Origin of the sequence: Streptomyces parvulus (assembly GCF_014648855.1) — a bacterium.
GTDB lineage: Bacteria > Actinomycetota > Actinomycetes > Streptomycetales > Streptomycetaceae > Streptomyces > Streptomyces parvulus.
Window position 1 is genome coordinate 48703 of sequence record NZ_BMRX01000012.1, and the last position, 13182, is coordinate 61884.

The 13182-nt window shown below is 73.4% G+C and carries 14 protein-coding genes; 10 read left to right on the top strand and 4 right to left on the bottom strand.

Annotated elements, in window-relative coordinates; genetic code table 11:
• Nucleotides 1-42 precede the first annotated feature (42 nt).
• Nucleotides 43-669 carry a TetR family transcriptional regulator gene (locus IE108_RS23925; RefSeq protein WP_064729951.1) on the bottom strand — a complete coding sequence of 209 codons (627 nt, stop codon included), beginning with the start codon at nt 667-669 and terminating at the stop codon, nt 43-45.
• A 128-nt stretch (nt 670-797) separates the two neighbouring features.
• Between IE108_RS23925 and IE108_RS23930 the strand changes: the two genes are divergently transcribed.
• The 3 genes from IE108_RS23930 to IE108_RS23940 are packed head-to-tail and all read left to right on the top strand — an operon-like array spanning nt 798 to nt 2497.
• A complete protein-coding gene (locus IE108_RS23930; RefSeq protein WP_107420286.1) occupies nt 798-965 on the top strand; it encodes a hypothetical protein in 168 nt (55 codons plus the stop codon).
• Nucleotides 966-998: 33 nt separating this feature from the next.
• The gene (locus IE108_RS23935; protein ID WP_064729952.1) at nt 999-1274 is read left to right on the top strand and encodes a hypothetical protein; all 276 of its coding nucleotides are present in this window, start codon (nt 999-1001) and stop codon (nt 1272-1274) included.
• A gap of 53 nt (nt 1275-1327) precedes the next feature.
• Nucleotides 1328-2497 (top strand): cysteine desulfurase family protein, encoded by a 1170-nt coding sequence (locus IE108_RS23940; RefSeq protein ID WP_064729953.1) that lies wholly within the window; start codon nt 1328-1330, stop codon nt 2495-2497.
• Between the two features lie 36 nt (nt 2498-2533).
• Here IE108_RS23940 and IE108_RS23945 read toward each other — a convergent pair whose 3' ends face one another.
• Nucleotides 2534-3271, bottom strand: a complete 738-nt coding sequence (locus tag IE108_RS23945) for an N-acetylmuramoyl-L-alanine amidase (protein ID WP_064729954.1) — start codon at nt 3269-3271, stop codon at nt 2534-2536.
• A 61-nt stretch (nt 3272-3332) separates the two neighbouring features.
• Between IE108_RS23945 and mnmA the strand changes: the two genes are divergently transcribed.
• Complete coding sequence (mnmA, locus tag IE108_RS23950) at nt 3333-4463, top strand: tRNA 2-thiouridine(34) synthase MnmA (RefSeq protein ID WP_064729955.1); 1131 nt, start codon at nt 3333-3335, stop codon at nt 4461-4463.
• A 67-nt stretch (nt 4464-4530) separates the two neighbouring features.
• Here the strand turns inward: mnmA and IE108_RS23955 are convergent, their stop codons facing one another.
• The gene (locus IE108_RS23955) at nt 4531-5307 is read right to left on the bottom strand and encodes an alpha/beta fold hydrolase (protein WP_064729956.1); all 777 of its coding nucleotides are present in this window, start codon (nt 5305-5307) and stop codon (nt 4531-4533) included.
• Nucleotides 5308-5361: 54 nt separating this feature from the next.
• A complete protein-coding gene (locus tag IE108_RS23960; protein WP_064729957.1) occupies nt 5362-5685 on the bottom strand; it encodes a DUF427 domain-containing protein in 324 nt (107 codons plus the stop codon).
• A 91-nt stretch (nt 5686-5776) separates the two neighbouring features.
• On the opposite strand from IE108_RS23960, the gene IE108_RS23965 reads away from it, so the two are divergent.
• From IE108_RS23965 to gatC, 6 genes are all read left to right on the top strand, one after another.
• On the top strand, nt 5777-6316 hold the full coding sequence (locus IE108_RS23965) for an LOG family protein (RefSeq protein WP_064729958.1): 540 nt from the start codon (nt 5777-5779) through the stop codon (nt 6314-6316).
• A gap of 18 nt (nt 6317-6334) precedes the next feature.
• On the top strand, nt 6335-7033 hold the full coding sequence (locus IE108_RS23970) for an SDR family oxidoreductase (protein WP_107420287.1): 699 nt from the start codon (nt 6335-6337) through the stop codon (nt 7031-7033).
• Nucleotides 7034-7063: 30 nt separating this feature from the next.
• Entirely contained in the window at nt 7064-8074 is a 1011-nt protein-coding gene (locus IE108_RS23975; RefSeq protein WP_064729959.1) for a methionine synthase, read from the top strand.
• A 9-nt stretch (nt 8075-8083) separates the two neighbouring features.
• On the top strand, nt 8084-10285 hold the full coding sequence (gene ligA, locus IE108_RS23980; RefSeq protein ID WP_107420288.1) for an NAD-dependent DNA ligase LigA: 2202 nt from the start codon (nt 8084-8086) through the stop codon (nt 10283-10285).
• 257 nt (nt 10286-10542) lie between these two features.
• Nucleotides 10543-12780, top strand: a complete 2238-nt coding sequence (locus IE108_RS23985) for a putative bifunctional diguanylate cyclase/phosphodiesterase (RefSeq protein ID WP_064729960.1) — start codon at nt 10543-10545, stop codon at nt 12778-12780.
• A 101-nt stretch (nt 12781-12881) separates the two neighbouring features.
• On the top strand, nt 12882-13178 hold the full coding sequence (gene gatC / locus IE108_RS23990) for an Asp-tRNA(Asn)/Glu-tRNA(Gln) amidotransferase subunit GatC (RefSeq protein ID WP_003973500.1): 297 nt from the start codon (nt 12882-12884) through the stop codon (nt 13176-13178).
• Nucleotides 13179-13182 lie beyond the last annotated feature (4 nt).

Genomic DNA, 13182 nt, shown 5'->3' on the forward strand with positions numbered 1-13182 from the left:
GCGCCGCGCCGGGTGCCCGGTCCCCGTTCCCGCGGGGGCCGGTCAGTCCAGCCAGTGCCGGCGGCCCACGCTGATCAGCCGCAGCTGCCGCTCCGCCGTCCGCGCCGCGAGCCGGCGCTCCTCCTCGGGAGCGTCCAGGGTCTCCAGGAACAGCGAGGCCGTGATCAGCATCTGGTCGACGTAGAGACCGGCCAGCATCCGCAGATCCGCGTCGCTCCAGCCCGCCGACTCCGCGTCCTTGGCCAGCTCGGCCCGCACCTCCTCGGCGAACCGGGCCAGTTCCTCCCGTATGGCCTCGCGCACCGGCTGCACGCCTCCGTGCCGCTCACGGGCGACGAAGCGCACGTGCGCCGGGTGCGCGGCCACGTGACCGGCGATCAACTCGACCGCGCGGGCGATGCGTTCGTCGCTGTCCCCGGCCGGCGACACGGTCGTCCGGATCATCGGGTGCAGGCTGCCCAGCGCCTCCTCGACCAGCGCCACCCCCAGGTCCGCCGTCGAGCGGAAGTGCCGGTAGAAGGCGGTCGGCGCGACGCCCACCGCACGGGTGACCTCCCGCAGGCCCAGACTGCTCAGGCTCTGCTCCTCCAGCAGCACGAGGGCCGCGTCCAGGAGCGCCTGGCGCGTCTTGAGCTTCTGGGCCTGCCGGGCGCCGGGAGTGTGACTCATGCCATGCAGTTAACAACTGTTCTCCGGAATTGGAAAGCCGTGGAGCGCGCTAGACTGGGTAGTCAGTGAACAACTGTGACCACAAACGTTCACCGAAGCCGGTCACCAAAGATTGGGGGATCCGCGCCATGGTCTTTCTCGTCGTCGCACTGCTGCTCCTCGGTGTGGTGCTGGGCACCGTCGCCCACGCGCCGCTCACCTTCTCCGTCGCCGCCGGCCTGGTCATCGCCGTCTGGCTCGGCGTCTTCGCGCTCCGCGAGCGGCTCGGCCGCCGACGGGGCACCTCCGCCCACTGACGCCCGGACCCGCAGCCCAGCAGGGAGAACCTCATGCAGCTCACCGCACCGGCCACCCGCTCCGCCCGCCGCACCGGCATCCGGGACACCGACGGCATGGCCGTCGCCTCCTTCGTCCTCGGACTGCTCGGCCTCCTCGTCCTCAACGTCTTCCTGGGCCCGATCGCCATCGCCCTGGCCTCCGTCGCCCTGTGGCGCGGCACCGCCCGCCGCGGCCGGGCCCTCCTCGGTCTCGGCCTGGGCGTCGCCGACCTGCTGGTCCTGGTGGCGTTCATGGCCACGGACAACACGATGTCGTGGAGCCTGTGAGGCCGACCTTGCCCTGAGGCCGGGGACAAGTGCCCCGTAGAATCGGCCTCACCATGGCTTACCTCGACCACGCCGCGACCACCCCGATGCTCCCCGAGGCGGTCGAGACACTCACCGCCCACCTGGGCGTCACCGGCAACGCCTCCTCGCTCCACGCGTCCGGCCGCCGGGCGCGGCGCACCGTCGAGGAGGCCCGCGAGACCCTCGCCGAGGCGCTCGGCGCCCGCCCCAGCGAGACGGTCTTCACCTCCGGCGGCACCGAGGCCGACAACCTCGCCGTCAAGGGTCTGTACTGGGCCCGGCGCGACGCCGACCCGGCCCGCATCCGGGTGCTGGCCAGCCCCGTCGAACACCACGCCGTCCTCGACGCCGTCCACTGGCTGGGCGAGCACGAGGGCGCCCGGGTCGAGTACCTGCCGGTGGACGCCCACGGCCGCGTGCGCCCCGACGCACTGCGCGAGGCGCTCGCCCGCAACCCCGACGACGTCGCCCTCGCCACCGTCATGTGGGCCAACAACGAGATCGGCACCATCCTGCCGGTCCGTGAACTCGCCGACGTGGCCGCCGAGTTCGGGGTGCCGCTGCACGCCGACGCGGTCCAGGCCTTCGGTCAGCTCCCGGTCGACTTCGCCGCCTCCGGGCTCGCCGCGATGACCGTTTCCGGCCACAAGATCGGCGGCCCCTACGGCATCGGCGCGCTGCTGCTGGGCCGCGAGTACACCCCGGTGCCCGTGCTGCACGGCGGCGGCCAGGAGCGCCACGTCCGCTCCGGCACCCTCGACGTGCCCGCCGTCGCCTCCTTCGCGGTCGCCGGACGCCTCGCCGCCGAGCGGCGCGAGTGGTTCGCCCGCGAGATCGGCGCCCTGCGCGACGACCTGGTCGACGCGGTCCGTACGGCGGTCCCGGACGCGATCCTCGGCGGCGACCCGGCACCCGGGGGCCGGCTCCCGGCCAACGCCCACTTCACCTTCCCCGGCTGCGAGGGCGACTCCCTGCTGCTCCTGCTCGACGCCCAGGGCATCGAGTGCTCCACCGGCTCCGCCTGCACGGCGGGCGTCGCCCAGCCCAGCCACGTCCTGCTGGCCACCGGCACCGACCCCGACCTGGCCCGCGGCACCCTGCGCTTCTCGCTCGGCCACACCTCCACGCGGGCCGACGTGGAAGCGCTCGGCAAGGCGATCGGCCCGGCGGTGGAGCGGGCGCGGGCGGCCGGACTGACGTAGGACACGTCGGCACCGGGCCACCGGACGCGGGCGGACCTACGCGCTCTTCGTGCCGGAGCCCGAGGGAGCGGGCGACGGCCTGCTCGTGGCCGCCCGGCGCACCAGCTTCATGTACCGCTCCCAGTCCCAGTGCGGACCCGGGTCGGTGTGGTCGGTGCCCGGCACCTCCACGTGGCCGATGATGTGCTCGCGGTCCAGGGGTATGCCGTACCGCGCGCAGATCCGCGCCGTCAGCCGCGCGGAGGCCGCGTACATCGCGTCGGTGAAGTCCTGCGGGCGGTCCACGAAGCCCTCGTGCTCGATGCCGACACTGCGTTCGTTGTACTCCCGGTTGCCCGCGTGGTACGCCACGTCCAGCTCGCGGATCATCTGGGTGACGCCCCCGTCCTGCCCCACGATGTAGTGCGTGGCCGCCTGGTGGCCGGGGTCCTGGAACGCCTTCACCGCGCTGTCGAAAGTGCCCTGGGTGACATGCACGATCACCATGTCGACGCCGAAGTCGTCCGGCCGGTCGGCCCGCCGCCAGTTCGCGTCCGCCGCCGCCACCCAGCGCGCCCCCGCGTAGTCCACCGCGCCCTCCTCGCGGGGCCGCTCGACGCCCGGCACCCGCCACCACAGCCGGGCCAGCTCGTCGCGGGCCAGCACGGCCGTGCCCACGGCCGCGGCGGCACCGCCGACGATCAGCGCCCGCCGGCCGATCCGCCGGTCGGCGTCGCCAGACCCGCCCGCGGACCCGTCCGCGGGCTCACTCGTGGATTCGTGCTTCGCCCCCATGCGATCTTCAACGCATACTCGCGCGCTCCGGTTCCCGCCCTCCCCGTACTCTGGAGGGGTTATGACTGACACCCCGCAGCGCACCCGTCCCCTCCGCGTCCTCGCCGCCATGTCGGGCGGGGTCGACTCCGCCGTCGCCGCCGCCCGCGCGGCCGAGGCGGGGCACGACGTGACCGGCGTCCACCTCGCGCTCTCCGCGAACCCGCAGTCCTTCCGCACCGGCGCCCGGGGCTGCTGCACCATCGAGGACTCGCGCGACGCGCGCCGCGCCGCGGACGTCATCGGCATCCCGTTCTACGTGTGGGACCTCGCCGACCGGTTCCGCGAGGACGTGGTCGAGGACTTCGTCGCCGAGTACGAGGCCGGCCGCACCCCGAACCCGTGCCTGCGCTGCAACGAGAAGATCAAGTTCGCCGCCCTGCTCGACAAGGCGCTCGCCCTCGGCTTCGACGCCGTCTGCACCGGCCACTACGCCAAGGTGATCCTGCGCGAGGACGGCGTCCGCGAGCTGCACCGCGCCTCCGACATGGCCAAGGACCAGAGCTACGTCCTCGGCGTGCTGGACGACCGGCAGCTCGCCCACGCCATGTTCCCGCTCGGCGACACCCTCACCACCAAGGACGAGATCCGCGCGGAGGCCGAGCGCAGGGGCCTCGCGGTGGCCAAGAAGCCCGACTCGCACGACATCTGCTTCATCGCCGACGGCGACACCCAGGGCTTCCTGGCCAACCGCCTGGGCAGGGCGGAGGGCGACATCGTCGACGAGGCGGGCAACCGGCTCGGCACCCACGAGGGCGCCTACGGCTACACCATCGGCCAGCGCAAGGGCCTCAGGATCGGCACCCCCGCCCCCGACGGCAAGCCGCGCTACGTCCTGGACATCTCCCCGGTGGACAACACCGTGACGGTCGGCCCGGCCGAGGCGCTGGACGTCGACGCCCTGCGCGCGATCAAGCCCCGCTGGTGCGGCGCCGCCCCCACCGCCCCCGGGGCCTACACGGCCCAGCTGCGCGCCCACGGCGGCGAGACCGAGGTCCGGGCCGAGCCGGTCGACGGCGCCCTGGAGGTCACCTTCACGGAGCCGGTGCGCGGCGTCGCCCCCGGCCAGGCGATCGTGCTGTACGACGGCACGCGCGTGGTGGGCTCGGCGACGATCGCGTCCACCACACGCGCGCGGGCCGGCGCCGCCTGACACCCGTGCCCGGCCCACTCCGGACGCCCGCGAGAGCGCCCGCCGGCGCTGCCGGGGCCGCGTGGGTTCACCGCTCCAGGAACTCCGTCAGCACCGGCGCCAGCACCCCCGGCTCCACCATGTGGGCCTGCCCCGCCACGGTGCCGTACGTGCCGTTCGGTGCCGCCTCGGCCACCGCGCGCGCCGCCTCGTGCCACCACGCGTCGCTCGCGCCGCCCGCCAGGGCCAGCAGGGGAGCGGTGACCGAGGCGATCGGGCCCACGGGGACCCGGCTGTCGCCCAGCACCGCGTCGTCGTACGCCAGACTCGGCGCCACCGACTCCATGCCCGGCCACATCGGCGACTGCCGGGCGCCCCGGATCATGTCCTCGCCCAGACCGGTGCGGCGCAGGAACAGCTCCACCGCCTCCCCGCGCGCGTCCCTGCCCAGCGCCGCGGCGAGCTTCTCGGTGTAGTCCGCGGCGGACCGGGCCGCGGCCTCGTCCATCGCGTACGGCACCTCGTACACCGCCACCCGCTGCACCGGCAGCCCGCTCGCCGCCGCGCGCAGCGCCAGCGCACCGCCCGACGACATGCCGTACAGGCTGGCCTCGCCGCCCACCGCCTCGATCAGCGCCGCCAGGTCCTCGACCTCGCGCTCCACCGCGTAGGGCGCCGTGTCGCCGCTCCCGCCGCGCCCCCGCCGGTCGTACACGGTGACGTCGAAGCGGTCCGACAGCTCCGCGGCCAGGGGCGCGGTCGTGGCGCCGGTCGACATGGCGCCGCTGACGAGGACGACCGCGGGCCCCCGGCCGGTGCGTTCGTAGGCGATGCGCGTGCCGTCGCGCGAAAGGGTGTGCTCCATGCCTGTGCAGACTGCCCTACGGCACGCGATTAATCCTTCAGGACACGGGCCGCCTCAGGACACCTCGACGTCGTAGAAGCACAGGTGGTCCTTGATCTCGGCCACCTCCGCCTTCGGTTCCGGGTACGCCCACACCAGGTCCGCCGCGTCCGGCAGGGACCAGTAGGACGCGTCGCCCTTGAAGGGGCAGTGCGTCCGCGTGCCGGAGGCTGTCAGCAGGTCGAGGCGCACGTCCTCGGCCGGGATGTAGAAGCGGTCCGGGCAGCCCGTCTCGTGCAGGACCAGCGCCTTGTCGCTCTCCGCCAGGACCTGGCCGCCGTGCACCGCGCGCACGTGCCGGCCGCTCGGCTCCACGGTGATGATGTGTCCCTTGCTCACGGTCGTCCTCCTCGGACAGTGGGTTCCCACGGTTCAGCGCGTCCGGAAGCCGGGTTCTTCCCCGCCGGGCGCCGAACGTACCGTTGCCCCCATGAACATCTGCGTCTTCCTCTCCGCCGCCGACCTCGACGAGCGCTACACGGGCCCCGCGAAGGAGTTCGGCGGACTGCTCGGCAAGGGCGGCCACACCCTCGTCTGGGGCGGCTCCGACACCGGTCTGATGAAGGTGGTCGCCGACGGCGTACAGGAGTCCGGGGGCCGGCTGCTCGGGGTCTCGGTGGACTTCCTGGCCGCCAAGGCGCGCGCGGGCGCCGACGAGATGGTGATCGCGAAGGACCTCGCCGAGCGCAAGCGGCTGCTGCTGGAGAAGGCCGACGCCGTGGTCATCATGGTCGGCGGCACCGGCACCCTCGACGAGGCCACCGAGATCCTGGAGCTGAAGAAGCACGGGCACACCGACAAGCCCGTCGTCCTGCTCAACACGGCCGGCTTCTACGACGGCCTGCGGGAGCAGTTCCGCCGCATGGAGGACGAGGGCTTCCTGCCCCGGCCCCTCACCGAGCTGGTCTTCTTCGCCGAGGAGCCGGTCGGCGCCCTCGCCTACCTGGAGGAGAGCCGGGGCATCGCGTGAGCCGCCGGTGATGCGAGCATGGCGGACATGGCTACACATGTGATCACCGGAGCGGGCTCCGGCATCGGCGCGGCCGTCGCCCGCCGCCTGCACGAGCGCGGCGACGAGATCGTCCTGCACGCGCGCGACGCGGGCCGCGCCAAGGAGCTGGCGGCGGCCCACCCCGGTGCCAAGACGCTGGTCGGCGACCTGGCCGACCCGGAGAAGCTCTCCTGGGCCTTCTCCCACCAGACGCTGCCCGACCGCGTGGACTCGCTGCTGCACATCGCCGGCGTCGTCGACCTCGGCACGGTCGGCGACCTCACCCCGAAGACCTGGCGCCACCAGCTGGCCGTCAACCTGATCGCGCCGGCCGAGCTGACCCGCCTCTTCCTGCCCCAGCTCCGCGTCGCCCAGGGCCAGGTGGTGTTCGTCAACTCCGGGTCCGGGCTCAACGCCCACGCCGGCTGGTCCGCGTACGGCGCCTCCAAGCACGGCCTCAAGGCGCTCGCCGACGCGCTGCGCCAGGAGGAGCACGCGAACGGCGTCCGCGTCACCTCCGTCTACCCGGGCCGCACCGCCAGCCCCATGCAGGCGAAGGTGCACCAGCAGGAGGGCAAGGAGTACGACCCGTCGAAGTGGATCGACCCCGAGTCGGTCGCCACCACGATCCTGACCGCCCTCGACCTGCCGCGGGACGCGGAGATCAACGACCTGACGGTGCGACCGGGCAGGTGACGGCGGCGCGGGGTTCCGTAGGCTGCTGCGGTGAGTGAAAACAGCCAGACCGCGTTCGGCCCCGCCACGGGCGTCGGCTCCCTGCCCGGGGACGACGCCCGTGAGGCCGTCAAGACCGCCACCGGCACCTTCGAGGACTTCCCCTTCCTCCCCGAACTGCCCGCCCGCGGCCCCGGCGCCGACATGATCGGCCGCACCGCCGGGATGCTCGTCGAGCTGTACGCGCGCGTGGAGCCCAGCGGCTGGCGGCTCGGCGACCGGCCCGGACGCGACACCAAGCGGGCCAGGGCCTGGCTCGGCGAGGACCTCGACGCCCTGGAGGAGTTCACCCAGGGTTACCAGGGGCCACTGAAGGTCCAGGCGGTCGGCCCCTGGACGCTCGCCGCGGCCCTCGAACTGCGGGGCGGCGAGGCCGTCCTGTCCGACCCGGGCGCCTGCCGCGACCTCGCCGCCTCGCTCGCCGAGGGGCTGCGCCTGCACCTGGCCGAGATCCGGCGCCGCGTCCCCGGCGCCCGTCCCGTGCTCCAGCTGGACGAACCGTCCCTCACCGCCGTGCTCCGCGGCCAGGTCCGCAGCGCCAGCGGCTACCGCACCCACCGCGCCGTGGACCGCCAGCTCGTCGAGGCCGCCCTGCGCGAGGTCGCCGGGGCGCAGAGCGGCGGCGACCCCGTCGTCGTCCACTCCTGCGCACCGGACGTGCCGTTCGCCCTGCTGCGCCGCGCGGGCTTCGCGGGCATCTCCTTCGACTTCTCCCTGCTCACCGAGCGTGACGACGACGCGATCGGCGAGGCCGCCGAGTCCGGCACCCGGCTGCTCGCCGGTGTCGTGCCCGGCACGGACACCGCATTGTCAGACCCTGCCGGTAGCGTCATGGGTGTCAGGACGCTGTGGCGCAGGCTGGGGCTGCGGCCGGAGCTGCTCGCGGAGGCGGTCACCGTCACCCCGTCGTGCGGACTCGCGGGCGCTTCCCCCGCGTACGCCCGCCGGGCCCTCGCCCAGTGCGTCCGGGCGGCGAGATCCCTCGCGGACAACCCAGAGTAACGGGAGGACATGACGGTGGCCGGCGACAAGCAGGCGGAGACGACAAGCGTGCCGGCTCAGGCGCGGGAGCAGCACGCGCAGCTCGCTGAGCAGATCGAGGAGCACCGCTTCCGGTACTACGTGAAGGACGCCCCCGTCGTCAGCGACGCGGACTTCGACCGGCTGCTGCGCACCCTGGAGGAGCTGGAGGAGCGCCACCCGGAGCTGCGCACCCCCGAGTCCCCGACCCAGAAGGTCGCCGGCTCCTACGAGACCGAGTTCACGGCCGTGGCCCACCCCACGCGCATGCTCTCCCTCGACAACACCTTCAACGACGAGGAACTGGCCGCCTGGACCGAGCGCATCGCCAGGGAGCTGGGCGAGCAGGAGTACCACTTCCTGTGCGAGCTGAAGGTCGACGGCCTCGCCGTCAACCTCACCTACGAGCGCGGCCGCCTGGTCCGCGCCGCCACCCGCGGTGACGGCCGCACCGGCGAGGACATCACGCCCAACGTCCGCACCATCGCCGAGATCCCCGAGCGGCTCCGGGGCGACGAGGTGCCCGACCGGGTGGAGATCCGCGGCGAGGTCTACTTCCCGATGGAGAAGTTCCAGGAACTGAACACCCGGTTGAACGAGGCGGGCGACAAGCCCTTCGCCAACCCCCGCAACGCGGCCGCCGGTTCGCTGCGCCAGAAGGACCCGCGCGTCACCGCCACCCGCCCGCTGCACATGGTGGTCCACGGCATCGGCGTCCTGGAGGGCTACTCGGGCATGACCCGCCTCTCCCAGGCGTACGACCTGCTGAAGAGCTGGGGCCTGCCCACCTCCCCGCACAACAGGGTGGTCGACGGCCTCGAAGGCGTCCGCGAGTTCATCGCGTACTACGGCGAGAACCGCCACTCCGTGGCGCACGAGATCGACGGCGTCGTCGTCAAGCTCGACGAGATCCGCCTCCAGGGCCGGCTCGGCTCCACGGCCCGCGCCCCCCGCTGGGCCATCGCCTACAAGTACGCGCCGGAGGAGGTCAACACCAAGCTCGTCGACATCAAGGTCGGCGTCGGCCGCACCGGCCGGGTCACGCCGTACGCGCAGGTCGAGCCGGTCACCGTGGCCGGCAGCGAGGTCGAGTTCGCCACGCTGCACAACCAGGACGTGGTCAAGGCCAAGGGCGTGCTCATCGGCGACACCGTGGTGCTGCGCAAGGCCGGCGACGTCATCCCGGAGATCCTCGGCCCGGTCGCCGACCTCAGGGACGGCAGCGAGCGGGAGTTCGTGATGCCGGCCGAGTGCCCCGAGTGCGGTACGCCGCTGCGGGCCATGAAGGAGGGCGACATCGACCTCCGCTGCCCCAACGCCCGCCGATGCCCCGCCCAGTTGCGCGGACGCCTGTCCTATCTCGCCGGCCGCGAGTGCCTCGACATCGAGCACTTCGGCGACGTCGTGGCCGCCGCCCTCACCGGTCCGCTCGAACCGGCCGAGCCGCCGCTGGCCGACGAGGGCGACCTCTTCGACCTCACCGTCGAGAAGCTGCTGCCCATCAAGGCGTACGTCCTCGACCAGGACAGCGGACTGCCCAAGCGCGACCCGAAGACCGGCGAGGAGAAGATCGTCACGGTCTTCGCCAACAAGGAGGGCGAGCCGAAGAAGAACACCCTCTCGCTGCTCGCGCACATCGAGGAGGCCAAGACCCGGCCGCTCGCCCGCTTCATCAACGGCCTCTCCATCCGGTACGTGGGACCCGTCGCCGCCCAGGCCCTGGCCCGCGAGTTCCGCTCCATCGACCGCATCGAGCAGGCCACCGAGGAGGAGCTGGCGAACACGGACGGCGTGGGCGCCACCATCGCCACCGCCCTCAAGGAGTGGTTCGCCGAGGACTGGCACCGCGAGATCGTGCGCAAGTGGAAGGCGGCCGGAGTCCCGCTGGAGGACCGTTCGAGCGGCGAGGACGAGGGCCCCCGCCCCCTCGAAGGGCTCACCGTCGTCGTCACCGGCACCCTGGACAACTTCACCCGGGACGGCGCCAAGGACGCCCTCCAGAGCAGGGGCGCCAAGGTGACCGGTTCGGTGTCCAAGAAGACGTCCTTCGTCGTCGTCGGTGACAGTCCCGGGTCGAAGTACGACAAGGCGATGCAGCTGAAGGTTCCGGTTCTGGACGAGGACGGCTTCACCGTCCTGCTCGAACAGGGGGCCGAAGCGGCGGCCGACGTCGCACTTTCGGCTGAGGAATAGCGGTTGAAGGCCACTCGATAGGCGCATATCAGATGCATAAGGGTGGCCGGGTCGCATTCGGGCAACCGTCGACGACCGGTGCCCCTGGAAGCCTTCCGCGGCCTACTGTTGAGGTGTGCACCCGCCGTGCCCAGCCGCGGTCGGGGCATCCCCCTGCCGCGAGGGACAGGGGCAGGGTCTTCCCACGCGGTGCCGTCGACGGTCGTCGGGCGCCGGACCGCGTGGCGTGGGCACCCCAGGCTGTGAGAGGGACGGGAATGGAACCGACCGAGAGCGCCGCCGCGGGCTCACGGCTGCGCCTGCGTCGCATGGCGGACGCGTGGCACGCGGGCCGTTGGGCGGGCGGGCGGGTGGGCGGCACCCCGTATCCCGCCGCGGGCGCCCGCGGATCGGTGCCGCCGGCCCCGGGCCACGCCCCCGGCCTGCCCGACGCCGACGGCGAACGGCACCTGTCCTGGCCCGCGTTGCCCGCGGCGATCGTCGCGGGCGCCGCCTTCGTGCTGGGGGCCGGCTTCTACCGGGCCTTCTCCGACGGCCACGCCCTCTTCCCGGCCGGCACCGCGGGCTGGTCCCTGGCCGTGCTGGCGGGCATCGTCGTCGGCCACCTCGTCATGCTCGGCCGCTCCCGCTGGTGGGGCGGCACCGGCTCCGGTTCCGCCCTCACCCTCTCCGTCCTGCTGCTGTACGGCTGGATTCCGGCCGGCATGGTCAGCCTCACCGTCGTCGTCCTCGTCGGCATAGCCCGCCGGGGCCGCTGGCGCCAGGGCGTCCTGCACGGCGCCGTGGACATCCTCGGCGTCGCCGCGGGTGCCCTGCTGCTGGGCGTCTGCGGCTCCGTCCCGTCGGTGGAGGAACCCTGGGACCCCGACACCTGGGGCGTCTACGCGGCTCCCAAGGTGGTGCTCGTCGCCGCCGCCTATCTCGCCGTCACCCGCGCCCTGTTGTGGTACCTCCAGGTGCCCCGCGCGGGCCTGCCCACCGTCGCCCGCACCGCCCTGGTCAGGCAGGGGCTCGTCGCCGTCGCCCTGCTCGGCATCGCCCCGCTGGTCTGCGTCGTCGCCGTCGCCAAGCCCCTGCTGCTGCCGCTGTTCGCCATCCCGCTGATCGCCCTCGACTCCACCCTGTGGATCGCCCGCGCCCGCGCCGAGGAGCAGCTGCGCGACCCCCTCACCGGACTGCCCAACCGGCAGTGGCTCCTGGAGCGGACGTGGAGCGCGCTGGACGACGCCGAGCGCATCGGCGCCCGCGCCGCCCTGATGCTGATCGACCTCGACCGCTTCCGCTCGGTCAACGACACCCTCGGCCACCTCGCGGGCGACCGGCTGCTCCTCCAGACCGCCGACCGGCTGCGGCACGCCCTGCCGCGCGGGGCGGAGGTCGCCCGCCTCGGCGGTGACGAGTTCGCCGTCTTACTCCCCGTCGCCGACTCCACCACGTCGGCGACCCGGATCGCCCGGGGGCTCGTCGCCGCGCTCAGCTCCCCGATGGACCTGGACGGACTCACCCTCGTCCTGGAGGCCAGCGCCGGCGTCGCCGTCTTCCCCGACCACGCGCTGGACGCCGAGGGCCTGCTGCGCCGCGCCGACGTGGCGATGTACCAGGCCAAGCGGGACCGCACCGGCGTGGAGGTCTACGAGTCCAAGCGGGACTCCAACACCCCGGACCGGCTCGGCCTGCTGGGCGACCTGCGCCGGGCCCTGGACGCGCACGAGGTCCAGCTCCACTACCAGCCCAAGGTGCGCTTCGACGGCCAGGTCGCCGGCCTGGAGGCCCTGGTGCGGTGGGTGCACCCCGAGCGCGGCAAGGTCCCGCCGGACGAGTTCATAGCCATCGCCGAGTCCTCCGGCCTGATGCCCCACCTCACCGAGTACGTGCTGGAGACCGCGCTCGGACAGGTCGCCCGCTGGCGCGCCCAGGGCCTCTTCGTGCCGGTCGCGGTCAACGTCTCCCCGCGCGACGTGCACACCCCCGGCTTCGCGGGCGCCGTGGCCGGCCGGCTGGCCCGGCACGGCGTCCCCGCGGGAGCGCTCCAACTGGAGATCACCGAGCACGTCCTGCTCGAGGACCCGCAGCGCGCCGCCGACACCCTCAACGCGCTGACCGGGCACGGCGTGAAGATGTCCCTCGACGACTTCGGCACCGGCTACTCCTCCCTCGTCCACCTGCGCAGGCTCCCGGTGAGCGAGCTGAAGATCGACCGCTCGTTCGTGGCCCGGCTCGCCGTCGACGCCGAGGACGCCGAGATCGTGCGCTGCACCGTCGACCTCGCCCACTCCCTCGGGCTGCTCGTCGTCGCCGAGGGCGTCGAGGACGACGAGACCTGGGAGCGCCTGCGCGACCTGGGCTGCGACGCCGTGCAGGGGTGGCTGGTCGCCGCCGCGATGCCGCCGGAGGAGACGACCGCGTGGCTGCGGGCCCGGGGCTCGCGCGGATGGCAGCGGCCCGCGCCGGCGCTGCCGGCCGCCGCCGGGGACGACCCGGGGCGGGTCGGGTAGGCCCTCGGCCGAAACCGTTTAACGACCACCTGCCCGCTCCCCATAGGATTGGGCCAAACCGACCTGCCCGAAGAAACACACTCACCCCAGAGGAACGCTGCATGCCTGGCATCACGCGCGAGGAGGTCGCCCACCTCGCCCGGCTGGCGCGTCTGGAGCTGAAGCCCGAAGAGCTAGAGCACTTCGCGGGACAGCTCGACGACATCATCGGCGCGGTCGCCCGCGTCAGCGAGGTCGCCGACCAAGACGTACCGCCGACCTCGCACCCGCTCCCGCTGACGAACGTCATGCGGCCGGACGAGGTCCGTCCGTCGCTCACGCCCGAGCAGGCGCTCTCCGGCGCCCCGGCCCAGGAGCAGCAGCGATTCAAGGTGCCGCAGATCCTGGGGGAGGAGTAACACC

Excerpts from the sequence above, each read along its gene's own strand:
- IE108_RS23925 (WP_064729951.1), bottom strand. The coding sequence starts at position 669 with ATGAGTCACACTCCCGGCGCCCGGCAGGCCCAGAAGCTCAAGACGCGC.
- IE108_RS23930 (WP_107420286.1), top strand. The coding sequence starts at position 798 with ATGGTCTTTCTCGTCGTCGCACTGCTGCTCCTCGGTGTGGTGCTGGGC.
- IE108_RS23935 (WP_064729952.1), top strand. The coding sequence starts at position 999 with ATGCAGCTCACCGCACCGGCCACCCGCTCCGCCCGCCGCACCGGCATC.
- IE108_RS23940 (WP_064729953.1), top strand. The coding sequence starts at position 1,328 with ATGGCTTACCTCGACCACGCCGCGACCACCCCGATGCTCCCCGAGGCG.
- IE108_RS23945 (WP_064729954.1), bottom strand. The coding sequence starts at position 3,271 with ATGGGGGCGAAGCACGAATCCACGAGTGAGCCCGCGGACGGGTCCGCG.
- mnmA (WP_064729955.1), top strand. The coding sequence starts at position 3,333 with ATGACTGACACCCCGCAGCGCACCCGTCCCCTCCGCGTCCTCGCCGCC.
- IE108_RS23955 (WP_064729956.1), bottom strand. The coding sequence starts at position 5,307 with ATGGAGCACACCCTTTCGCGCGACGGCACGCGCATCGCCTACGAACGC.
- IE108_RS23965 (WP_064729958.1), top strand. The coding sequence starts at position 5,777 with ATGAACATCTGCGTCTTCCTCTCCGCCGCCGACCTCGACGAGCGCTAC.
- IE108_RS23970 (WP_107420287.1), top strand. The coding sequence starts at position 6,335 with ATGGCGGACATGGCTACACATGTGATCACCGGAGCGGGCTCCGGCATC.
- ligA (WP_107420288.1), top strand. The coding sequence starts at position 8,084 with ATGACGGTGGCCGGCGACAAGCAGGCGGAGACGACAAGCGTGCCGGCT.
- IE108_RS23985 (WP_064729960.1), top strand. The coding sequence starts at position 10,543 with ATGGAACCGACCGAGAGCGCCGCCGCGGGCTCACGGCTGCGCCTGCGT.
- gatC (WP_003973500.1), top strand. The coding sequence starts at position 12,882 with ATGCCTGGCATCACGCGCGAGGAGGTCGCCCACCTCGCCCGGCTGGCG.